Source organism: Lysinibacillus sp. FJAT-14222, from assembly GCF_001278875.1.
In the GTDB taxonomy this organism is placed as follows: Bacteria; Bacillota; Bacilli; order Bacillales_A; family Planococcaceae; genus Lysinibacillus; species Lysinibacillus agricola.
The window spans coordinates 14,250-38,163 of the sequence record NZ_LIYL01000033.1 but is presented as its reverse complement, the minus strand read 5'-3'; the positions used below and the strand labels follow the sequence as shown (position 1 = coordinate 38,163).

Here is a 23,914-nt window from a genome sequence, read left to right as displayed (position 1 = left end):
CGCCCGATATCACAAATATCAGGCGGCTTCTATTTTTATTTTTGTTCAACTGTTTCTTTTATCTCGTCCTGCGTTTCATGAGCTGTAGCTGGTGCTTGCTTTCCTAAGCCTACTGCTATTTGCTCAAGCTCAGGACGTAATGTATGCTTGCCTGCATAGCTTTCAATGAGTTCCTTTACGTCAATCCCTGAAGTTTCCTTCAACGATTCTTGTAATGTTGACATTAAATTGGTTGCATAAGCAGTCACTTTATTGGCACCACCGCTTCCTTCTCCACCACCAGTATCCACAACAGTAATCTTATCGATATTGCCAAGTGGACTCGCAAGCTCTTTCGCATATTCTGGCATCATACGTACAATCATATCAAGGACAGCTGCTTGACCATAGTATTCGAAGGCTTCCGCAATTTTACGTTTTGCCTCGGCTTCCGCAAGACCACGTAGACGAATAATATCTGCTTCTGTCTCCCCTTGCGCTCTTTCTGCATCTGCTTTTGCAAGACCATCCAAGCGAATTTTCTCAGCTTCCGCTTTTGCTAGTGATTCAATACGGTATTTCTCCGCATCTGCCTGTGCAAGCTCACGCATTTTTTCTGCAGCTGCATTTTGCTCAACAGCGTATCGATCAGCATCAGCCTTTTTCTTCACTTCTGAATCGTATTGCTTCTCACGACGTAAAATCTCTTTTTCTTCTAGTTCAATTTGCTTTTGACGTTCAATAATGCGAATTTGCATTTCCTGTTCTGTTACTTCCTGCTTTGCACGAGCAGTTTCTAGCTCATACGCTTGGTCTGCACGAGCTTTTGCGATATCCTGCTCACGGCGGAATTCAGCCACTTTTAACTGATTATCTTTTTCTGCTTCCGCAATTTCTGTTGCACGTTCAAGCTCAGCCTTTTGCGCTTCTTTCGATGCTTCAGCTCGCTTAATACGTGTTTCTTTATCAGCATCTGCAGTAGCGATATCTGCATCACGTTTAACCTGTGCAATACGTGGTTTACCAAGCGATTCTAAGTAACCATTTTTATCGCGCACATCTTTAATCGTAAAGGAAACGATTGTCAGACCCATCTTCGCCAGATCCTGAGATGCAACACGCTGTACTTCCTGAGAGAATTTATCACGGTTTTTATAAATTTCCTCAACCGTCATTGAACCTAGGATAGAGCGTAAGTGACCTTCTAACACTTCACGTGCCTCATTTTCACGCTCCTCCTTTTGCTTCCCTAAAAACTGCTCTGCTGCCGTCGCAATTTCAGAAATGGAACCACCAATTTTAATGATAGCAGTTCCATCAGCCATAACCGGTACACCTTGCTCTGTATACACTTCAGGTGTTGTCACATCAAGCTTACTAGACAATAAGCTTAATGGCTGTGCTTGCTGGAAAATTGGGAAGACAAATGTACCGCCACCACGAATAATTTTAATACGATTTCCTGACTCATCTTTATGTACATTTTTTGAGCCAAGATAGCTACCTGTCACAATCAGTGCTTCATCAGGACCCGCTGTACGGTACTTTGTCACATACAGTGCAACTAGTGCGATTAAAATAAAAGCTACAATCCCTATAACAATTAAAATCTCCATTGACATATAAGTATCTCTCCTTTATAAAAATTTTTTATCATAGGATCTCACAAAAAGTGTTCCTTCTTTTACTTCTACAACAAGTACCGTCGTATCATAGTCGATAGCCTCATTGTCAAAACCTGTTGCTCGCTTCGAAATCATACCGCTTGTCGTTTCAATAACAACCTCTCCAAAACCGTCTTTCGGGATTGGGACAATGACCTTTCCTAGCTGACCACCAAGCGATTCTTCCGTATAAGCTAAAGAAACATCGGCCGATCTTAGCGGAACAAGAACGAATAAATAAAATAGTGCACTTAAAATAGCTCCGATGATACAAGCAGCAACGATGTTCCAAACGCTAGGGAAGAAGGCTAATTTTTCTAAAATAAATCCTGCTGCTGACATCAACGTAATGAAAGATAGAATGACACTTGGATTAAAAATCGGTAGCCCCTCTCCAATACCTTCGATAGCATCGCCAAAAAACATAATTAAAAGCGTTGCAAGGCCCCCGAAAATTAATACCACTAAAAAGATCTGCTCGAGTGAATAGCCAAATAGCGTCAAGTTGTTCACCCCTTTTTTTATATTACCTACTATACGGATGCACTCAATGAAAAGTTTCGTAATTTTTCGCATTTTTCAAATTTTCGAATGAGTGATTTTAAGTTTAGTTTTTTTAATTCTCCTCAAACAGAACCATGTTACAATTAAATGAATAATGGCAACTAAGGAGATATTGTATGAGGCTTTCAACGATTTTAAACTTTTGTATTTTTGTATTTTTCACCTTACTATTCGTCAATGATTTTTTTCCACACACTACAATAGCTGAGATACTGTCTAAAAAAATCATCCTTCTTATATTAGTAGCGCTAGTGATCGTTCAAATCGCGACGGACAAGGGTAGATATAAAAAGCTTTCTAAAAAAGTATATGTTGGCTTAACAATATATACAGTGGGGCTTTGGATTGTACTAACGTTACTTGGCGGCGAATCTCAAATAGGTCTATCGTTTAACAGTCCTATTTTTTACATTATCGTGCTGTTGCTTGCGCTTGATTTACTGCGTGTTTATCGTCAATCAAAACGGGAACAGTCTGAGGAAAAAGCAAAGCAGTAACAGATACGTAAAAATGACTGTTGCTTACGCAATATATAAGGCGAAAAGCACAATGTGACGATCCATCCATCATTTCGATGGTTGGATTCGTCACTTTGGCTTTTCTATCCACCACTTTGACGGTTCTATACGTCACTTCGCTTGTTCTATCCGTCACTTCGACCCTTCTATCCGTCGCTCTGGCGATTCTATCCGTCGCTTTGATTCTATTCGTCACTTTGCTTGTTCTATCCGTCGCTTCGACCCTTCTATCCGTCACTTTGCCGGTTCTATCTGTCGCTCTGGCGATTCTATCCGTCGCTTTGATTAAGTCCATATAATTGTGTAAAAGAAAAAGAGTCAATTTTATTCTTCCTGGGTAAATGTTAAGTACGACCAAAACATCGAGGAGGAATAAAAATGACTCAATTTAATATTACTCTAAACATGGACTTTTTAAAAGAATCGGTTATGGACTCGGATATGGAAGCCATTGTGAAGTCGACAGTGGTGTTAATTCTTAATGAATTTATGGAAAAAGAGAGAGATGATTATGTACAGGCGAAGGCGTATGAACGAATTGATGCGCGCAAAGGACAGCGAAATGGCTATTATGAGCGTGATTTAACCTTAACGATTGGGCGGGTCACATTACGTGTACCACGCACACGCGATGGTGAATTTAGTACAACCCTGTTCGAAAAATATAGCCGAATGGATCAGGCACTGGTGTTGTCATTAATGGAGATGGTGGTGCAGGGCGTTTCTACGCGGAAAGTCACACATATTGTGGAACAGCTGTGCGGACAGAAAGTTTCAAAATCATTTGTCTCTTCACTAATGGAGAAACTAGATCCCGTCATAGAAAAATGGTCAAACCGTTCACTAGCAGACATTCAATGTCCTTATCTATTTGTGGATGCCATGTATATTAAGGTGCGTGAAAATGGACGTGTCCTCTCAAAAGCCGTCTATATCGCAACGACCCTTTCAATGCGACAACGACGTGAAATCATCGGTTATCAGGTGTCAGATGTTGAAAGCTATGAAGCCTGGAAACAATTTTTTCAATCTCTGAAAGAACGAGGACTAGGTCGACCAAAATTAGTCATTTCAGATGCGCATGAAGGATTAAAGAAAGCCATACAAACTGAATTTCAAGGAACAGCATGGCAGCGTTGTACCGTTCACTTTAAACGAAATCTCATTCAGTCTTTACCGAAAAAAGATACAGAGGAATTTCGAGCAGGAATCAAACGGATTTTTCAGTCTTTAACGGAAGCAGAAGCACGTGAAAGATACGAGGAATTAGAAGAGAAATTCGAAGGCCAAGGAAAGTATGAGAAGGCACTAGCCATTCTTGAAAATGGTTTTGAAGATGCGATTCAATATCTACAGTATCCCCCAAAAATGCATGTATTGATTCATAGTACAAATGCATTAGAACGCTTAAATCAAGAGGTACGACGCCGTGAACGAGTGATTCGAATTTTCCCGAATAATCGCTCCGCCACACGTTTAATCGGCGCGATCTTAATGGATAAAGACGAGGAGTATGCGCTCCAACGCGGAATAACAGTTGAATAGAAGCTAGCTTCTATTCAACTGTTATTCAAGTAAAGTACTTTACATAGCTCTGGGAATTTACTTTTACACAAGATTAAGGACTTGACTGTCGCTTTGATTCTATCCGTCACTTCGCCCCTTCTATCCGTCGCTCTGACGTTTCTATCCGTCACTTTGCCGTCTCTATCCGTCATTCACTATAAAATTTTTTTGGGACAGGGGAATCCATCTTTGAAATTCGTCATTTTTAATAAAAATCCATCCTAAGAATCACCAACAAACACTATAATTGGTTAATCCAATAATGATTGGAAATTAATATAAACAACCACTCGACACTGTTCAAAATTTTTGATTTAGGTAAAACGTACAAGAAACATAATTCCGTTTGCATATAGTATCAATGTATCAATATATGATAGAAAGGGTGTGCATTGTGGAGAAAGAAAATAAATTTATAAAGTTCAAGTTTAAATCAAATCCAAGTTGTCGTTGTAATTGTTGTGGTTTTTGTTGTCCTTGTCGTTGTAAGCCACCATTTATACCTGTGCCACCAACTCCACCTTGTCATTTTTTAGTGTACGTTACAGATGCTGGTCAGTTAGCTACTCCTGATAATAGAGTATCCGTGATTGATACAGCTACAAATACTATAGTTGCTACCATTCCAGTAGGAACTGGTCCTCTAGAAGTAGCGATTAGTCCAAATGGAGCACTTGGTTATGCTACAAACTTCTTATCGAATAATGTAACAGTTTTTGATACTGCAACAAACACTCCAATCGCTACTATTCCGGTAGGGGTTAATCCTCTTGGTGTAGCGGTTTCACCAAATGGAACACTTGCATATGTAGCAAATCACGGATCTAATACTGTATCTGTCATAAATACAGCTACAAATACCGTAACCGCTACTATTCCAGTAGGGCTCCAACCTCAAGGCATAGCTTTTACTCCTAATGGTGCGTTTGCTTACGTTGCAAATGAAAACTCAAATTCAGTATCAGTTATAAATACAGCAACAAATACCGTGGTTGCTAATATCCCTGTGGGAATTCGCCCAAGATCAATCGTTTTCACACCGAGCGGACAATTTGCTTACGTTACAAATGAAAATAGTAACACAGTATCTGTAATTGATGCAGCTACAAATACGGTAGTTGCTACAATCCCTGTAGGAACAGGACCTGTTGGAACAGCAATTACACCTGATGGAACACTTGTTTACATTGTAAATAAAGGTAATAATACTGTATCTGTCATAAATACAGCAACAAATACGGTGATTGCTACAATTCCTGTAGGGTTATCTCCTGACCAAGTAACCATCTTGCCGGATGGAACACTTGCTTATGTCACAAATCAACTTGACAATACTGTGTCTGTCATAGATATAGCAACAAATACAGTAATCGATACAATCCCAGGATTTAACGGTCCTACTGGTATAAAAACCGGGACAATCTGTATGGTTTCGGGGCTCTAGAGTTACTCTGAAAACAGGCACCTCCCCTTGTTCTCTGCAAAAAAACAGACATACTTTCTATCGCAATTTAGAGAATTGAAGTATGTCTGTTCGATTTTGTTGTGAAGTTTGTCTACCTTGAAATGTTTGACGTAGAACTTGTGACCACACGATTTGTTACACCTAGCGATTATTGGTTCCATGTTATTCAGTGCCTTCTAAATGTGTTGGTAGTTCTTCTGATTCAACCGACACGTTTGATCGTGCTATTGAAAATGGGGCTAGCTCACAGCTAACCCCACTCAAACCGCATTATATAGGCATTAACATAGCCTTTATGATTCTAGTACATTTAAAATAACATCAAGATCATTGACAGCAATATCTAGGCGTTCCTTTGCCTCGATATTTTGCTGTTTTAATTGACTAAATTCTAGCAATTTTTTCTCATGCTTTAATTTGATAGAAGACAAGCGTTCAATTCGTGCTTCTACCTTTTCAATCGCTTGCTCACAAACTGTTGTCCATAGCTTTTCTGAATGCTGCATTTCAGTCGTTGATGGGTTGTGGTGACGCATAATTCGTGCATATACTGCTTCAATTTGTTCAATTAATTCTGAATAAAAATGTCTCTCTACACGAGTTGTTTGGAATGTTGGGTGCTCTACCTCTTTTGCATATGGGGTAATTTGGCGTAGTAGCTTTCCAGCATTTTCTCCGAAACCATGCGATAAATTCAGTACATTCATTAACTGTAATAGTAAACGAATTTCTTCTAGATTAATAAGCTGTGAATCGATGCTTTCCTTTAACTTTAAGGATTCCATATAGCGTCGATCAAAGTGCTCAATTTCACCATTGCGTTGCTCTACTAAATGTTCACTTGCATTGTCTTTTAAGCTTTTAATATAGCGAATGGCATGGCTTTTTAGCTCTTCCATCGGCATCGTGTTGTCATTGTCTTGTTGTGGTTTTCCTCGTTGAACATACGCAAATGCATCCATTTTTTTGGGCCATTGTGCTGTTGGGGTTTCATCTAAGACATTATAGCGTATATAAATTCCGTGCATTTCATATCCTCCAAGTCCATTAAACAAGTATCTCTAAAGACAATAAATCGAATACGCCATTTTTTCAAGTAAAAACTTTTAAAGATTGAAAATCATTCTTTTGAACAATACTTCAAAAATCCCGAATAGTCGATACTATTCAGGATTGCTACATTTAAATCTGTTTCCTCCCAAATAGAAGCGGAGCGATCAAATTCACCTTGCCAGCTTTCCTCATAATCTCTACGTGCATCTGCATACGTAACCAATACATCGGTTTGGCCTGCAGCTAATCTTGCAAAGGAAGAGGTGGATATAGTTATTTCTGGCCATCAGCATCATGAAGGAAATACAAACTGATATGACGGAGCTGATTGCAGATTATATTTTAAAACACCCATCCATTCATGCAGCATGCAATGACAATTGGCAGGTAACGTTCTAAATAAAAAAATTCCCCTCTACTCCTATGGGAGAATCCATATTGGATCACGGTCCCACAGGAGTATGGCGAAATTTTTTATCTTTCAACCTAATTAGGAATCTTGTCGTATTTGATGAATGCTTTTTCCTTCAGTAAAGGCATGAATTGATTTCATTGTGCCTACTGATTTGAAATTTGCCTTATCATAAACCTTTGCAACCTGTTCATTTATTGGCAAAATCCAGAGATACTCTAATCCCTGCTTTACCGACTCTTGCTGAATATGCTGCAAAATATATCCAATCAATCCTCGTCCTCGATAGCTTTCGATTGTCGCTACACTCTCGACTCTCCCTTGATTTCCTGAGATGAAAATATTAGCAGTACAGCAAGCTTTTCCATCTAATCTTAATAAATAATACGTAAAATGCGGAGAATGATATGTTTGCTTAAAGGCTTTTTTAATTAATTCAGGCTCCCCAAATGTAGCAATACTCATTTCTACGGCTAATGCTTCCTCCATATTGGCATCTGTTACACGTTCAATTTGTATGGCTGGATTATGTGATAGTTGTGCGTATTCGCCATTCCAAAGCTGTACATCATCAGTAAAACTTTCATATTGAAAGCCTTGGATTTCTAATGCTTCTATACATAACTGATTTTCCTCCACATTGTATAAATACAATCTTGGAATAAGAGATTTTGATTGATAGAAATTCTTGATTTCCTTTAAAAACATATCTGGCTCGGCAATCTTCTTCCAAATGTGTGCATGATTGGCGTCGTAATATGTTGGCATTTCCTTATTGTAAAATAATACTCCTTCATTACAAGTTTCCATCTCACTAAAACTTTTAATATAATCAATATCTAGCTGCATGATGTGCTCTATTTTATGCATGCTCTGTTCCTCCTGCAATCCATTCGTCAAATAAATCCTCTAACTGCTGTTCAAGCTTTTGACGTTGCTCCTTAGCAAGTGTCGGCTCCTTTAATTTCATTTCGAGCCTTTCAATTTGTTCTTCAATTGGTAACTCTTTTTTAGCAGCAAAAGACTTTTCAGGTATTTCTTTTATTACTGGTTCTTTAGCTACTTCTAAGCGTTTTTGTCTTGCCCATTCATAATCACCTTCAAATACTTGAATCGTTTCATATTCAATCCAGGCAACCTTTGTAAAAATCTTTTGTAAGAAGTAACGGTCATGCGAGACACCAATAATCGTCCCTTCAAAGGATTCCAGTGTATCCTCCAATACTTCTCTCGCTTCAATGTCTAAATGGTTGGTCGGCTCATCCAGCATCAATAAATTAATATCCTCATGCATTAACTGTGCTAACCGTAAGCGCATTTTTTCACCGCCACTTAAATCCTTCACTTTTTTAAAGACGTCATAGCCATAAAATAAAAATTGAGCAAGAATATGACGTGCCTCAGCCTCTGACACAGAGACGCTCTCACGGAAGGCATCTATTAAACGAATGGCAGGATTTTTATGCTCAAATTGCTGCGATAGGTAGCCAATTTTAACACTGCTACCGACATGACAAACTCCTTCAGTTGGTTCAACTTCACCTAACATCATTTTTAATAATGTTGATTTTCCACTGCCATTGCCACCAACGATCGCCAGTCGTTCTCCAAAGTAAACCGCTAAATCACTTTCCTTAAATAATGGTTTCTCAAATGCATGGCTAATGCCCTTCATTTGTACAACCTCTTTACCACTACGCTCAGCCATCGTTAACGCTAAATTCATTTTCTTTTTCGTTGAAGGCTTCTTTACACGCTCTATACGGGCTAATGCTTTCTCCATACTTTTAGCACGACGATGCAAGCCAGCATTAGGCGGATTCGCTTCATTTGCCCATTGCTTTAAGCGCTTTATTGTTTCCTGCATTTTTTTAATTTTCTTTTGCTGTTCTTCGTAATGAGCAAATTGCTGTTCAAGCTTTGCTTCCTTTTGTTCAACAAATGCATCGTAATTGCCAATATACGTAAATGCCTCTCCATCTTCAATTTCAATTATTTTTTGAGCCATTTGATTCATAAAATGACGATCATGTGATACTACAATAACAATTCCTGCAAAGTTTCGTACATAATTTTCTAGCCATTCAATGGCCTGCATATCTAAATGATTCGTCGGTTCATCTAATAGCAAAATCGAGGGATTACTTAAAAGGATTTGCCCAAGCATAACCTTTGTTTTCTCTCCACCACTTAAGCTTCTAAAAGGCTGCTCAAGCAATGGCGTAATACCTAGACCATTGGCAATCATCGCTAATTGCGCATCAATTTCATAGCCACCCAGCAACATAAATTGTTCCTGCACATGACCATATTGCTGAAGTACCTTATCTGTAACTTCTACCTGCATTTCCTGTTCAAGCTTTGTCATCTTTGACTTTAATGCATAGATCTCCGCAAATGCTTCCTCCAGCACTTCCTTTACTGACAACATAGGATAGTGCGGAATTTGATGAAGATAGCCAATTGTCGCTTCCTTACTTTTTATAATACGTCCCTTATCTGGTGTATCTAAACCAGCTAATAACTGTAATAAAGTCGTTTTCCCGCTACCATTCACGCCAACAATGGCAACATGCTCCCCCGTATTTACTTCTAATTGAAGTCCTTCAAATAAAACATTTCCACCAATATTTTTTTGTATTTGTTCAGCTTTAATTTGCATCGTTTTTTCCTCCAATGAAACGTGCGAAAAACATCTATAGACACAAAAAAGACTGCTCGATTAACAAGCAGTCTTTTCCTCATTAGTTTGTGAAAAAGAATGGTTAATTCGCTACGTTTGATATTTGATTTTGCTTAAAAATGGACAGACCTATCCCGTTGTTCGCAAAATCGAAAGTAATTACACGTGCAAAATACATAGCTGTATCCACTTTTACACATGTTTTCGTAGCGTTTTTATTCATTCCTTTTCACCTCCGTTCATAATAGTTAACTTTATAATACCATAATTCCGATATATTGGAAAAGAAAAAATTTTCAGAGGTTAAGACAATTGTTTCAAATGTGCTCTTTATAAAAAAACGCATAAAGAATCATCATTTAATAAGGACGAAATTATTATCATTTTTATAACAATGAAAACAAAAAACGATAGTAACTTTTTTTACATAATAATAGTTAAATGATATATAATGAAAAATACTTTGAATTTTTAATTCAGATATACATAATTTAATATGAAAAGAGGTGTATAGTTATAATTTTTTTTATTCTCGCATCAGTATTTGCATCTTTTTTCATTGTAATGGCATGTGTCAAAGTTAGAAAAAAGGGTTGGTCATTTCTCCTCATCGGTATCGGTTTAGCAATTAATGCTTTTGTTGCTCCCTTTTCATTCGGTTTGAGTTTTATGGCAACAGATGGAGGAGGAGGATTCCTTGATCAAATTCTACTCTTTTTACTTTGCCAATCCATTCCATTACTAATACTTTTCATATGTGTTTTAGTATATTTTATAATAAAAGGTGTCAATCAAACAATTTCTAAATGAGTTTGGATTGATAGCGATTTTTACAGCTAATATGCAAGAATTAGCGAGTAGCGCAAGCACACAAAAACATTGTGATGAGGATAGTATTCATGCTAGCTGATCAAACAATTTACTGGCTCATTGATCAATCAAGGCAGCACTTGCTAGAGTGCATGGTAAGGGCTTTGCGGTTCGAAGGATTGTTCATTAGGGTAATATCTAATGGGCAATCTTTTTTTATTCGTCATACCCCTTATGACGGTATATCTTTTAAGGCTATCGGTACTGCTATCCCCCATTACCTACACAAAATGCTTTTAACACGATCACATCCTCATTTGGTTCAATATTAAAATAAGTAGCTATAAGATTGAAAAAGTGCGAGCTCTTGTACAAAGACTTATGTACTAGAGTTCGCACGCTTATGTTGCGATAATCAATTATTATGGCTGTAAGTTAAACGATGTATTTTTTTGTACCATAAACTTATTGAAATACATATAAAAATTAATGCACCGACAGCTGTAATCCAAAAGAATACATTCCCTCCATCGGTTGTAGAGTTAAGAAATATGCCACTACTAACAATACCTACACAACTTATTATTCCTGACAAAATAATGGCTAATTGACGATTTAGTTGGTAAATGATAAAAATAAGTACTGCAAAAATATAAATAACACTTACGGTCATAATAGTCGGGAAAAATGGTTGAAATTTAGCCGCATAGACAAAGTAATCAAGCTGACTAATATCCTGGCCATTGTTTATCTCAATATTAAAGAACTGAGAAAATGGTGTTGAATACTTCCATTCCAGTGAATTATCTATAATATCACTTCCCTCATACCAAGAAATAGCTGTTGACATGAATAAAGTCAAGCAACCAAGAATTAGTTGTATCACATATTTAAACAATGTTCTTCTCCCTTCATCCTTTGAAGTTAAAGACGTTACAATAAATTTTAAAGTTTCAAAAAAATCATAAACCTGGGATATTTCAACAAGTCCCGAGCTACGAAATCCGGACAATCTACAGTATTTAATATTTTTATTTTTCACTAAAAAATCGGTGAAGTCCACCTACAACTCTACGTTTTCACTTTTTTCACAAACATTTTAACAAACGGAACGAGGAAAACGGATACGACCAGTACGCGGAATAGCTGAAATGCGGTGACGATTGTGACCTTTGCATGCACGGAGGCAGCGATAATCCCCATTTGATCAAGCCCGCCTGGTACGATGCTTAAAAAGCCTGTTTTAAAATCAAGGCTGTATAAACTCTTCATAATAAATGTTAAGCCATATGCTGCGCCAATAAAGATACCCGCCGATACAAATGCGTAAAACACATGCTTCTTCGATAAATGTAGATCGTCTTTTTTCAATAAAAGTCCGATGTAAATGCCAAGCATTAGTTGCGCAATATGAAGTAGTGATAATGGCAATTTCGGTACGTCAATCCCTGCTATATTGATGCCCATCAATAAAAAAACTGGGCCAAGCATATAGCCTGTTGGAATTTTTGCCTTTTGCGCTAGCCAACCCGCTACTCCACAAACAGCAAGTAAACCTATTAAGCTCCATGAATACGCTCCGTTGGCAACTACACCAGTTCCCCCAGAGCCTGACACCATTAATGGCACAAAGCCGACGATTAAAAGAACCCTTAATATTTGAAAGAACGTAATCAAGACCATATCCATATCCCCTTGCTCCTCGGCAAAGGCAACAACCTGCGACATGCCACCAGGTACACAACATGTCAACGCGGTCGCAAAATCTAAATCCGCACGTTTGGCAACTAAATAACTAACACCAAAAAACAATACAATAAATAATACATTTAAAACAATCATACTTCCTATAAATTGCTTAATATCCTGCACCGCTTCCGGTGTAAACGCAAAACCAATGGAATACCCCGCAACGATTAAACCAAAATTACGAAAATATTTATGCCATTTCAATTGTACTTTTGTCGATAACTGAACAATTAGCACCGCTGCTATAGCTCCAAGTAACCACGGCATTGGAATATGTAATAAATTAAATAAAATTGCACCTGCTAAACCAATACATAATGTAATAAACATATGCTTGTCAAAAATAAACATAGAAGCAACCCCTCGTGACTGTATCATTCTATTATGCCGTGAACCTGCCTATTTTACTACTTCATCACTTTTTTGCAATGTTATATATCGTACAAATTGAACCTGTTATTTATAAAATTTAACCTCTTATCCAAGATTTTCTCCAAGCCGAAATTTTCTATGCTACATTATTATTACCTGATTCAGTGTTTCTCCATAGCGGAGATATGTAAAGGAGGCCTCCAATGAAAATTCAATTAACGATCAATAGCTCGCTCGAAGAAACTGAGGTTCATATACATGCGAAGGAATACAACGAACAAATTGAACGACTGATGAAACAGCTCCAAACTTCACAAACAACAATGCTTGATGGCTACTTTCAGCAGGAAATTCATATGCTAAAAATTTCAGATATTTACTCCATTTATGCAGAGGGTGCAAAAGTATTTTTGCAGACCGAAGAGCAGGAATTCGAAACGAAACGCAAATTATATGAACTGGAAGCTCAATTAGCGAATGACTTTGCTAGAGTCAGTAAATCAACACTCGTTAACATCAATAAAATTGCTTCTATTCACATGGGTAAAATTGGCACAACAGAACTAATACTAGAAAACGATGTATCTGTCCATGTTAGCCGGAAATATTTAAAAGAACTAAAACGCCAATTAGGTATTGGGAGGGATTCATAATATGAAAATGTTACGCTTGATGATTATTGGTTTACTCATGTCACTTAGCTCTTCCTATGTCTTAGTGACCATAAGTCTCATATCTAATAACGCGGTGGGGTCGGGGGCGGAATTACTTGAGCAAATAATTATCGCCATCATACTCGGGATTGTCATAGGTCCACTGTCCTTCATCTATGATATAGAGCGTTTACAATTTATAACCCAGCTTATTCTACACTTTATTGCAGTTACACTATGTGTTATGGTGGCAGGCTATTTCGGTCGGTGGTTTGAACATTCTGGCATTACGTATGTACTTATATCCGAAGTCATTATTTACTTCATCGTTTGGTGCATTATTTACGTACTTCAATTGATTGATATTGCAGAAATTAATCATGCAATTCAAAAAAGAAAGGATTAAACAATATGAACTCTGCTATACAAGTTGAAAACCTATGTAAGCAATATGGTGAACATCAGGCAGTAAAGGGGATTTCGTTTTCAGTTGAGCAAGGCTCCCTCTTCGCCTTTTTAGGTGCGAATGGTGCGGGGAAATCAACGACCATTGAAATACTCTGTACATTATTAAAAAAATCAAGCGGTACAGTTAAAATTAATGGCTATACACTTGATGAAAGCAACGACAATGCTGAAATCCGAAAATCCATTGGCGTAGTTTTTCAGCAAAGTCTTCTGGATGAACGATTAACGGTACGTGAAAACATACTTCATCGTGGCAAAACATATGGCTTATCGAAAACACAATTGGCCGAAAATTATCAATTTGTTTCAACATATTTGCATTTAGACGATATAGAAAAGCGAAAATATAGAACTTTATCAGGCGGACAAAAAAGGCGTGCAGATATCGCTCGAGCCCTTATTCATCGACCAAAAATTTTGTTTTTAGATGAACCGACAACTGGTCTTGATCCACAAACTCGTCAATTCGTTTGGCAAGCCATTAAGCAGCTCCAGCTAGAAACAAACATGACTGTTTTTTTGACAACACATTATATGGAGGAAGTGACAGTCGCTCATCAAGTCATCGTCTTAAAGGAAGGAGAAATTGTTGCTGAAGGGACACCAGATGCTCTTAAAACAAATTACGCCTACGATTCAATGGCACTTGTTTTTCATCATAATTCTGAAGGGATAAAGTGGCTTGAGGAAAATAATATCTCCTATACAGAAAAGCAAGGTATTTTCTCTGTCCGGGTCGAATCGACTCTTCATGCTTTAACACTATTAAAAAAAGCGGAGCCGCTTATTGCCTCTTTTGAAGTAATCAAAGGTACTATGGATGATGTCTTTCTTCATATTATGGCCGAGGGAGGTGCAGCTTAATGGGAGCTTTATATAGCTTAGTTCAGCGAAATAACAAGGTTTTCAGACGTGATAAAACACAAGTCTTCTTCTCCCTGCTTTCTGTCTTTATCGTCATTATTTTGTACGCTGTTTTCCTTCAAAAAATGCAAGTAGATGCCATTGAGCAAATGACAGAAGCTACGCCAGAATTAGTAACGATGGTCAATGAATGGCTTGTAGCTGGATTACTATCTATGATCGCTGTTTCTACTACACTTGCTGCGTATGGCATTGCTGTAAAAGATTTAGAATCAAAAGCACAGGCTGATTTTTTAACTGCTCCCATTTCACGAGCAACCATTCAATTTAGCTATGTATTCAATGCATTTATCGTAGGTTGTATCTTCTCCCTTATCGCCCTTATTGGCTGTGAAATCTTTATCGTTGCAACAGGCGGTGAACTTCTAAGCTTTAGGGATTTCGTTACCGTCGTCGGTATATTATTTTTATCTGTATTACTTGCCAGTGTTTTTAATCTGTTTCTTGTGTTATTTGTCAATACACAAAATTCCTTTTCGACGCTAGGAACAATCATCGGTACTGCAATTGGTTTCTTATGTGGCGTTTATGTACCTGTCGGCGCCCTTCCAAGCTTTGCTCAAAACCTTATTATGTATTTCCCTATCAGCCATACAACTTTACTATTACGTAATGCCTTTATGGAAAGCTCAATTTCCAAGGTTTTCGAAGGTGTGCCTGCTTCACAGGTGGAAGATTATAAAATAATGTATGGTATTGTCTATGACCTTCATGGAAATATACTAAGTACCTCAACAAGTATTATCATTATTTTCGTCACAATTATTGTGCTAGCTATCTTATCTATCATTATTTTTAAAAAGAAAAATAAATAGATTCAACATTTTCACACATCGTTTATAAAGCGATGTGTTTTTTATTGATTTTAATCAAACAATTTGTTATTTTATATATAAATAAGCAAACAAAATAATTAATCGTTTGTTTTAGGAGGATATCCAATGGATGTAAATGAATTATTTTGGCAAGCTTCAATCAAAGACATAAAAAAAGGTTATCTTGATGAGGCAACACACTTCACTTGTTTGCTTTGCGGGGAAAAAATTGAACAGGGTATTATTTATCCACATGAAGGCGTTCTTTACGAGGCAGAAAAATTTATGCAGCATCATATTACTGCTGTACATCAATCTGTTTTTCATTATTTAAATGGCCTTAATAAAAAAATGACAGGACTAACGGATCATCAAAGTCATATTTTGCGCTTATTTTATGAAGGTAAAACAGATCAAGAAATTAAAGAAGAACTGGAAATTGGTAGTGCAACAACAATACGTCATCATCGTTTTACCCTTAAAGAAAAGGAACGTCAAGCGAAAACTTTTCTTGCGATGATGGAGCTACTAAAAGAACAAGATCAAAAAGAAGATAGCTTTGTACCGATTCACAAAACGGCTACGATGGTCGACGATCGCTATAATATTACGATTTCTGAAGAACAGCAGTTACTTGAAAAGTACTTTCCAAACGATATTGGTAAAGAGCTTGTCCGCTTCCCAAAACGTGAAAAGCATAAAATTGTGATACTCCGTGCACTGACAAAGCTTTTCGATGAAGCGAAACAATATTCCGAAAAAGAATTAAATGCAATGATCCAACCGATGTATGAGGACTATGTGCAAATACGTCGCTCTTTAATCGAATATGGCTTCATTGATCGAAAAGAAGATGGCAGTGCCTACTGGGTAAAAAAATAAGAAAGCAGGGTTTCCAATGGACCATAAAAAAGAACTAAAGGAAATGTATAAAGAAATGAAAATCGAAGCTGGCGTTTTTACAATGACCAATAAACAAAATGGTAAAGTGTTTGTTGGCAGCTTCAATAATTTAAAACGCTTAAATGGCTTTCAATTTTCGTTAAAAACAAATACACATACCAATCAAAAGCTACAAGCCGATTACAACACATTCGGCAAGGATGCTTTTGATATCGAAGTTGTGGAATATTTGAAGAAAAAAGAAGAAGGCTATTTCGATGCCAAAAAAGAGCTAGAAAAACTAGAACAAAAATGGCTCGACAAGCTTCAGCCATTTGGTGAACGTGGGTATAACTAGGCATAGAGCTAAAAAAAGAATCTGTTTTCTTCGCGATTAAGCTGGAGAAACTGGCAGATTCTTTTTTAATTTCTTATATTGTGTTGCTGGTAGAGCAAATATCAGTTGGACCTGAGCAGTTCTTCGGCTAACCGAGAAGTTTTCTCTTGCACCTGATCCGTTCCTTGGCTGACCCGAGCAGTTTCCCCTTGCGCCTGATCAGTTCCTTGGCTGACCCGCAGTTTTCCCTTGCGCCTGATCAGTTCCTTGGCTGACCCGAGCAGTTTTCCCTTGCGCCTGAGTATTTCTTCGCCGGATTTGCTCCCGCTTCTTTGCGCGGGGTTTTACTTTGACACACTAGTGTTCATCCTACTATTTCTCTCACTTCATTTCTTCCATTAAACTAATTTCCTGCTGAGCTTTTTTTGTTAGCTTTCCGAAAACTAGCTCATACGAATGTTTGATTAAATTTTCAACTAAATCCATAGGCACGTCATCTGCATCCATATAAATTGAATTCCAATGTGTTTTATTCATATAGTAGCCTGGAATAATACCTTCATATGCTTCTCTCAACTCTTCAGCTCGATTAGGTTCGCATTTTAAAGTAAGTACTGGCCTTCCAGTAGCATCTCCGCCCATCATTCCAAACATTTTACCCCCAATATGATAGCGATCCGCTCCCCACTCTTCTTTGTGATCATACGTTGTACCACGAAGCTTTAGACAATATGCATGAATTGTTTCTTTGTTCATTATTTAACCCCTTTTCCTCCAAAAATTTAAAAACACACGTTCGATTATATTTATTATAATCAATAACGTGTGTAGAGGGAATAACTATTTATTTTTAGATTGATTGCTGTCTCCGATGTACATTCGCCGCTTGAGGCAAATCGATACTGGCCACAAAGCTTTATCACAGGACATGATGTTTTCGCTTCTGGTTATTAAATACCTTACTTTAAACTTCTATCAAACACGCCGATAACCTCAGTAGTTTGTAATATATTGACAAAAGCTTTTGCATCCGTTTCCTTTATCGTACCTTTAACTTCAGCAAGCTGATAGCGTGTAATGACAGTGATTAAAACTTTACGCCCCTCACCTGAGTAAGCACCCTTCGCGTCGATAATCGTCACACCTCGATGAAGCTTTTCCAGCAGCTGCTGCTTTACTTCATCGCCCTTACTTGTAATAATCATCAGCGTCAACTTAATATGACTCGTATGAATGGTGTCGACAACCTTCCCTGTAGCATAAATCGATACGAGCGTAAGTAATGCCGCATCCCAACTAAAAACGAATCCGGAGATAGCTACAACAATCCCATTCATCGCTGAGATTAATGTACCAAGGGGAAAATCCCGTTTGCGACTTAACAGCATCGCTAAAATATCAAAACCTCCAGAGGAACCCGATGCACGAAAAATTATACCCGTGCCTAAGCCCACAATAACTCCGCCAAATAAAGAGGCAAGGATCGGTTCTTGTGTAGCTTTATAAATAGGAATAATGTACAAGCTTACTGACAAGACAACGACTGAAAGTATAGTATATCCAATGAACCGCTTCCCTAGCTTCAAGACTCCTATAATAAGTAATGGCAAATTCAATAGTAAATTTAAAACCCCTGTATTCAAGGGCGTGATAATACCAAGCATGATGGCAATCCCACTTAATCCCCCACTTAAAATCTCATGTGGAATTAACAAAAAATTGTAGGCAAAGGCGACTAATATCGATGAAAGTGTAATAACGACAATATTAAGCATAACAATTCCCCTATCATTAAAACGAACGAGTTTTGATACTTTCTTTTAGAATACCCAACTTATTCGTTCACAAAACCTTACTGCACTACTGCTATTTCTTCTGCTGTTCTTTTTTCTGCTCTTCCTTTAATGGCACTTCTTTTAATGGCTCCTCTTTTTTCTCATCTACATTCTCCGCCACCTTATAAATACGTTCAAGCATTGGCGGATGTGTATAACGGAACCACTTTACAAGTAACTGTGGATTTACTTCACTTAGCCCAGATATCGTTAGCTTCTGGAATGCCGTAACGGCTGACTCTCGTTCACCTGTTAGTGAAATTGCATATTGATCGGCTCTCATTTCCTGATACCTCGAAATATAATTTGACAGAGGGTTTGAAGCAAATAATAAAACGGATGTTATAAGTAAAAACAACGGGTAAGAACCTATATCACTGATTTTTTTAATTTTTAATACGTGTCCGTGACGTCCAATCAACCATCTCATACACTTCGCTGATAGCCATAATCCTAGCAATGTCAACAAAAGATATCCTGCAATACCAAAATAAATATGCTTCTCTACGTAATGTCCCATTTCATGTGCCATGATAAATAATATTTCATTATCTGTTAAACGATTTAAGGTTGTATCCCATAGCACGATTCTCGAATTACTGCCAATACCCGTTACATAAGCATTTAAGGCATTCGTTTTTTCTGCCATATTGACCTCATATACATGCTCTGCTGGTATATTTGCCTGTTCAGCAAGAGACAAGATTTTCGCCTCTAGCTCCTTATTTTTCAACGGATAAAAATCATTGTATAACGGATCAATGACAACAGGCTGAATGAACATCACAAATATTGTGAATGGAATCGTTAGAAACCAAGTATACAGCCACCATCTTTTTGCACTTTTTTTGATGAGCCAATAAATGACAGACACAATGATAAAGCTCATGCCAAAGCTGACCCAAAAATCGATAATGCCATCTCGCATCCATGACGAAAACCCTTGTGTACTAATACCATAGCTTTTGCTTAAATTGTAACGATAATAATCGAGTGGGAATAGTACAACATATAGTAAAAGTGATAATAAGAATAAGTAACCTGCATTTTGCAACAGCTTCCATTTTGTTTGTGACGTCGCCACCTTTTCGAAATAACGTGATACGCCCATAATTAATATCATGAAATAGACTAACCATTCCAAAGGTGTAGCAACAAAGAATAGGAAGTTCCGTATTTTAGAATATTCACCACTTAAGTATAGTTCTTTTTCAGACATAAACATCACTGGATCCGCAGCTGTTCCTTGCAACGCTCGTGGTATTGTACCACCACCGCTATGGAATATATACCAATACATACACAGCACATAAACACCGAATAAAAGTAGCGCGACAATTCCCATTTTTTTCGCTATGTCATTTCCTCCCTTGTTCAACACTAAGTTCGTCCTATAGTAAGTGTAAGCTAAATTGAAAAAGTTAGAACAAATTTTTCTTTGTTTTTATTTACCTTCTATCCTACTTCACACCAAAAAAATTCGCTCTACTTCTCCAAACGAGTGACAAGCCACTGTAGATACTCTAGCACCTCGGCTTGTTCGCTATTCCCAGAAGTGTCGCGAATTTTAAAGAATATTTTTTATTACTTATCCATTACAAATGCCGTTTTACCGCGTTGATCTTCACTTAAATAACCTGCTGTTGCTAATCGATCATGCCATTCTCTTTCTATAACAGCGGCCTTTAATGCATCATCCTCTTTCGTTGATAACTCTACCATAATCTCCCCTTGATATTGCCAAACTTCAATATCCGCCGCATAGCCCGCAAAGCTTCCTTTATATGTTGTAGCTTTTGCAGGACCATATACGACAGCTTGAGATAATGTATTTTGATACCATGCTTCAGAATCCCAATTTAAAACTTTCTTCGGAACATTTTCTAAAATTAATTTTTTAGCGGCACTTGTATCCACTGCATCATAAGAAATTTTAGATGTAGTCTTTAATGATTCCTTACGACTTATTGTGAACGTACGATTGTCACCCTTAATATCCGTTTCAAATTTATAGTTAGATTCTGCTCCCGTGAAGCCATGACTTTCTGTGATAGCAATCGCTTCATCCAGAGGTGTATTTACAAATCTCTTTTTATACGTGATATCCATTTTATTGCTTCCTTTGTAGACACGTAAACGATGGATATAATCTTCATTTAGAAAAGCTCTATTCGGAGTATCAAAGAAATAAATCTTCACTTCATCTTTTTTTGTCGCTTGGAAAACATTTAAAATATCTGATTCAGTGAAAGGCTCAGATTTAATGTTGAATTTAATTTCATTTCCTGGCTCGATTGCTGCTTTTGCTTGTGTAGAACTAAATCCAATGATGCTAACAAGTACAATGACAACTAAATAAAAATTTACTGCCCATTTCTTCATAGTATTTCCTCCTCATTTTTTAGTAATTGCAAGAAAGTCGTATCTCTATTCGTTAATGAACTGTGAAAATAGATTGTCTTATGTGCCTGTATTTTACTAGAAAGTGCGATGATATCATGATAATCTGGATGCGTTTTGTAAAAAAATTCTTTATATTGATTTTTGGAAAATGGACTTTTATATTTGCCTTTATTCCAATATCCCGTAAAGATTACTATTGAAGTAGGCTTTTTATGAAGCAGCTCCACTAATTTTGCTTCATTACGCTCAGGCACAAAATAAATGGTGTTTTCACTTTCTGTTATTTTTGTTAAACATTCTAGTTTAAACTGTTGCAACATTGTTCTGTTAGACAATAAATTTCCAGGTGCCTCATAATAATTTTCAAATAAGGACAACAAATCATGATCTACACGTATCGCTCTTGTTGTATGCTGAAAAAGATAGGTAGCAATATCCGCTGTTTTTCCTGAGAAAGAAGATGGGAAAATGATCGGACAGTTTGGATTTGCATGGATATATTCCGTCATTCGCTGTAATACTTCTATATTTTTGATGTGCTTTTCAATGTGGCCGCTATCTATAATGGCTACATCATAAACAGTCCCATCCTCTATAGGTAGTGTTGCTTTCAACAGATAGGAATCTACCACATAATCGCCAGAGTAAAATATCACCTCCTCAAAAAAACGAATCTTATACCAAACGCTTCCTATTAGATGCCCACTGTAACCCCATTGAAAAGCAAGACAATTACTAACAACTGTCCATTCTCCGATTGATTCTGGTTGAAAGGTTCTTGTATGATGGCAAGATTGTTTTAATTGCTGCGCAGTCATTTTACTCATAATGATCGGTCCTATGTATCCCCATCGCTCAAGTAAAGGAAGAGCACCTACATGATCTGTATGTGAATGGGAAATAAACACTGCATCAAGCTTTGCAACATGAGCTTGTGTTAAATTAGGAAGAGTCTTCTGCCGATTGTTCATCACTCCGCAATCGAGTAAAATAGCATGTCCATTTTTTTCAATGAAAAAGCAGTTACGACCATACTCACCGACTCCACCTAAAATCTCTACATTAAGCATCCGCATGTCCTCCCCGTTTTTGTAGCCAATCTAATAAAAACATGAAAATAACGGTCATGGCGACTGTAATCACCGCTACAGCCATTCCTACACCAACATTTCCTTGTTCAAATTGACTGTAAATAAATGTTGCGCCAGTCTCTACTGAAGGAGGCAAAATAAGTAATCCAGCGACAAGTTCACGCATCGAAATAATAAACGTCATCATCATTCCAGCAAGAATTCCCTGCATTAATAATGGAATGATAATATGTCGATAAACAGCCCAACTACTTCGACCAAAAATAGCTGTTGATTGGAATATCGAAGAATCTAACTGCGATAAAGAAGATTTTATATATTGCACGGAATACGGTAAAAAAAGTACACAATACGTGACTACAACCATTGCCTTTGTGTTATAGATGGTCGCTGGTAGCCATGGTGCATTCCAAAACATAATTAACCCAACTACAAAGACAATTCCAGGAATAATATTAGGCATTAAACTAAAGAAATCTAATATTTGCTGCTTTTTCGTTTCTCCTTTTTTAATGTATAAGGCAATCAACAAACCAATAATTGCTGTAACGACAGCTGTGATTACGGAGAAAACAACACTATTTAAAAATGCTGACAATCCAGCACTTCCACTTGTAAACACTTCCTGGTAGGAGGCAAAGCTAAAATTCCCTGCTTGTAAACCATCCCCTCTTACTTTCTGCAAAGATGTCACGATAATTGAGAAGTAAGGAATGCCGATTGATAGCAAAATAACAATCCCCACAAAAAGCCATGAACCAAGCTTGACATACCACTGATCTTTAATCTCGCGAATAGCTGGTGTTTTTCCAGAAAGCACGCTATATGTATATTTGCGTCCAATAAGATTTTGAAAATACCAGATAACGAGACAAACCGACAGTAAAAATAACGAGAGCGATGTCGCCATACTAATATCTACAGGCCATCTAGATAAGTAAGAGTGAATTTCCGTCGTAAATACTTGAAAACCAATTCGACTACCAAACGTTGCAGGTGTTCCAAATTCAGCTAACGTTTTAATGAAAATTAACAAGCTTCCAAGAACATAGCTAGAAACTACTAGAGGCAAAACTATTTTCGTCCAATTTCTCCAAGAGCTTCGTCCAAAAATTAGTGCAGCATCAAGAAAGGAGCCATTGATTCTTAATAGTGTATTTTTCAGCATTAAATATAAGAAAGGAAAAAGATGTAGGCTCATTATCATGACCATTCCAAATAAGGAGAAGAACGATTCAGTCACCCAAGCAGCACTTGGAAATAGCTGTTGGAGAAAGCCATTATTTTGCATGAACAATATCCATCCCATGGAGCCAATATATGGTGGTGTCATAAACGGAATCGTTAAAATAATATCTAGCCAATCATATTTATATAAGCTTGTTTTCGTTCTTATTAACGCCATTGGAAATGCAACTATTGTCGTCCCAACTATAACTAATACCCCTAATAATACAGAGTTTCCAAGTGTATGCCACATTCTTTCATTGGCAAACATTCTGTTAATCTGCGAAACATCTAATTGCCCATCTTTCATAAACGTATAAAACGCAATGGCCATTAACGGTGCGATAGCAAACGTGACGACAAGTGTCAGTAAAAATCCAAAAGTTCGTCTGCCTTCCATAATCATTGATGATTCAATCCTTCCCTAGAAAAACTTAAAGGAGG

General features: G+C 37.3%; 22 protein-coding genes and 2 pseudogenes. 9 read left to right on the top strand and 15 right to left on the bottom strand.

Going from position 1 to position 23,914, the window contains the following annotated elements; all coding sequences use genetic code 11:
* Positions 1–35: 35 nt before the first annotated feature.
* Together AN161_RS14705 and AN161_RS14700 are read right to left on the bottom strand one after the other, a co-directional pair.
* Positions 36–1,601, bottom strand: a complete 1,566-nt coding sequence (locus AN161_RS14705) for a flotillin family protein (RefSeq protein WP_053595094.1) — start codon at positions 1,599–1,601, stop codon at positions 36–38.
* A gap of 15 nt (positions 1,602–1,616) precedes the next feature.
* Complete coding sequence (locus AN161_RS14700) at positions 1,617–2,147, bottom strand: hypothetical protein (RefSeq protein WP_053595093.1); 531 nt, start codon at positions 2,145–2,147, stop codon at positions 1,617–1,619.
* A 176-nt stretch (positions 2,148–2,323) separates the two neighbouring features.
* On the opposite strand from AN161_RS14700, the gene AN161_RS14695 reads away from it, so the two are divergent.
* The 3 genes and pseudogenes from AN161_RS14695 to AN161_RS14685 form a co-directional block, all read left to right on the top strand.
* Positions 2,324–2,704 (top strand): hypothetical protein, encoded by a 381-nt coding sequence (locus AN161_RS14695; protein WP_053595092.1) that lies wholly within the window; start codon positions 2,324–2,326, stop codon positions 2,702–2,704.
* Positions 2,705–3,103: 399 nt separating this feature from the next.
* Positions 3,104–4,270 carry an IS256 family transposase gene (locus AN161_RS14690; RefSeq protein WP_053595091.1) on the top strand — a complete coding sequence of 389 codons (1,167 nt, stop codon included), beginning with the start codon at positions 3,104–3,106 and terminating at the stop codon, positions 4,268–4,270.
* A 532-nt stretch (positions 4,271–4,802) separates the two neighbouring features.
* Positions 4,803–5,735, top strand: a pseudogene (locus AN161_RS14685) (beta-propeller fold lactonase family protein); the annotation flags it as partial.
* Positions 5,736–6,049: 314 nt separating this feature from the next.
* Here AN161_RS14685 and AN161_RS14680 read toward each other — a convergent pair.
* From AN161_RS14680 to AN161_RS14660, 7 genes and pseudogenes are all read right to left on the bottom strand, one after another.
* Complete coding sequence (locus AN161_RS14680) at positions 6,050–6,784, bottom strand: hypothetical protein (RefSeq protein WP_053595090.1); 735 nt, start codon at positions 6,782–6,784, stop codon at positions 6,050–6,052.
* 155 nt (positions 6,785–6,939) lie between these two features.
* A pseudogene (locus tag AN161_RS28885) lies at positions 6,940–7,071 on the bottom strand (phosphonate ABC transporter substrate-binding protein); the annotation flags it as partial.
* A 228-nt stretch (positions 7,072–7,299) separates the two neighbouring features.
* Complete coding sequence (locus AN161_RS14675) at positions 7,300–8,091, bottom strand: GNAT family N-acetyltransferase (protein WP_053595089.1); 792 nt, start codon at positions 8,089–8,091, stop codon at positions 7,300–7,302.
* Positions 8,084–9,883: a ribosomal protection-like ABC-F family protein gene (abc-f, locus tag AN161_RS14670; protein ID WP_053595088.1), complete on the bottom strand. Its 1,800-nt coding sequence runs from the start codon at positions 9,881–9,883 to the stop codon at positions 8,084–8,086. Before abc-f ends, AN161_RS14675 begins: the two co-directional genes overlap by 8 nt.
* A gap of 103 nt (positions 9,884–9,986) precedes the next feature.
* Positions 9,987–10,127, bottom strand: a complete 141-nt coding sequence (locus AN161_RS30165) for an RAxF-45 family protein (RefSeq protein WP_166672191.1) — start codon at positions 10,125–10,127, stop codon at positions 9,987–9,989.
* A gap of 1,002 nt (positions 10,128–11,129) precedes the next feature.
* Positions 11,130–11,777, bottom strand: a complete 648-nt coding sequence (locus AN161_RS14665; protein ID WP_241774569.1) for a YjdJ family protein — start codon at positions 11,775–11,777, stop codon at positions 11,130–11,132.
* An 8-nt stretch (positions 11,778–11,785) separates the two neighbouring features.
* A complete protein-coding gene (locus AN161_RS14660; RefSeq protein ID WP_053595086.1) occupies positions 11,786–12,814 on the bottom strand; it encodes an AbrB family transcriptional regulator in 1,029 nt (342 codons plus the stop codon).
* 224 nt (positions 12,815–13,038) lie between these two features.
* Here AN161_RS14660 and AN161_RS14655 point away from each other — a divergent pair, with 224 nt between their 5' ends.
* The 6 genes from AN161_RS14655 to AN161_RS14630 all read left to right on the top strand — a co-directional run bounded on the left by AN161_RS14655 (position 13,039) and on the right by AN161_RS14630 (position 16,935).
* Positions 13,039–13,488: a LytTR family DNA-binding domain-containing protein gene (locus AN161_RS14655; protein WP_053595085.1), complete on the top strand. Its 450-nt coding sequence runs from the start codon at positions 13,039–13,041 to the stop codon at positions 13,486–13,488.
* A 1-nt stretch (position 13,489) separates the two neighbouring features.
* Positions 13,490–13,894: a DUF3021 family protein gene (locus tag AN161_RS14650; protein WP_053595084.1), complete on the top strand. Its 405-nt coding sequence runs from the start codon at positions 13,490–13,492 to the stop codon at positions 13,892–13,894.
* Between the two features lie 5 nt (positions 13,895–13,899).
* Entirely contained in the window at positions 13,900–14,820 is a 921-nt protein-coding gene (locus tag AN161_RS14645) for an ABC transporter ATP-binding protein (protein ID WP_053595083.1), read from the top strand.
* On the top strand, positions 14,820–15,695 hold the full coding sequence (locus AN161_RS14640) for an ABC transporter permease (protein WP_053595082.1): 876 nt from the start codon (positions 14,820–14,822) through the stop codon (positions 15,693–15,695). The genes AN161_RS14645 and AN161_RS14640 overlap by 1 nt, the downstream gene beginning before the upstream one ends.
* A 126-nt stretch (positions 15,696–15,821) precedes the next feature.
* Positions 15,822–16,577 carry a DUF2087 domain-containing protein gene (locus AN161_RS14635; protein ID WP_053595081.1) on the top strand — a complete coding sequence of 252 codons (756 nt, stop codon included), beginning with the start codon at positions 15,822–15,824 and terminating at the stop codon, positions 16,575–16,577.
* Positions 16,578–16,593: 16 nt separating this feature from the next.
* Positions 16,594–16,935, top strand: a complete 342-nt coding sequence (locus AN161_RS14630) for a GIY-YIG nuclease family protein (RefSeq protein WP_053595080.1) — start codon at positions 16,594–16,596, stop codon at positions 16,933–16,935.
* A gap of 360 nt (positions 16,936–17,295) precedes the next feature.
* Here AN161_RS14630 and AN161_RS14625 read toward each other — a convergent pair whose 3' ends face one another.
* From AN161_RS14625 to AN161_RS14600, 6 genes are all read right to left on the bottom strand, one after another.
* Positions 17,296–17,670: an MmcQ/YjbR family DNA-binding protein gene (locus AN161_RS14625; RefSeq protein WP_053595079.1), complete on the bottom strand. Its 375-nt coding sequence runs from the start codon at positions 17,668–17,670 to the stop codon at positions 17,296–17,298.
* Between the two features lie 203 nt (positions 17,671–17,873).
* Positions 17,874–18,689, bottom strand: coding sequence for a YitT family protein (locus AN161_RS14620; protein WP_053595078.1), 816 nt, complete (start codon positions 18,687–18,689; stop codon positions 17,874–17,876).
* A gap of 91 nt (positions 18,690–18,780) precedes the next feature.
* Positions 18,781–20,106 carry a M48 family metallopeptidase gene (locus AN161_RS14615; protein WP_053595113.1) on the bottom strand — a complete coding sequence of 442 codons (1,326 nt, stop codon included), beginning with the start codon at positions 20,104–20,106 and terminating at the stop codon, positions 18,781–18,783.
* Positions 20,107–20,333: 227 nt separating this feature from the next.
* The gene (locus AN161_RS14610) at positions 20,334–21,131 is read right to left on the bottom strand and encodes a hypothetical protein (RefSeq protein ID WP_053595077.1); all 798 of its coding nucleotides are present in this window, start codon (positions 21,129–21,131) and stop codon (positions 20,334–20,336) included.
* Entirely contained in the window at positions 21,128–22,222 is a 1,095-nt protein-coding gene (locus tag AN161_RS14605) for an MBL fold metallo-hydrolase (RefSeq protein WP_053595076.1), read from the bottom strand. The genes AN161_RS14610 and AN161_RS14605 overlap by 4 nt, the downstream gene beginning before the upstream one ends.
* Positions 22,215–23,876, bottom strand: coding sequence for an iron ABC transporter permease (locus AN161_RS14600; protein ID WP_053595075.1), 1,662 nt, complete (start codon positions 23,874–23,876; stop codon positions 22,215–22,217). The genes AN161_RS14605 and AN161_RS14600 overlap by 8 nt, the downstream gene beginning before the upstream one ends.
* Positions 23,877–23,914: the final 38 nt, after the last annotated feature.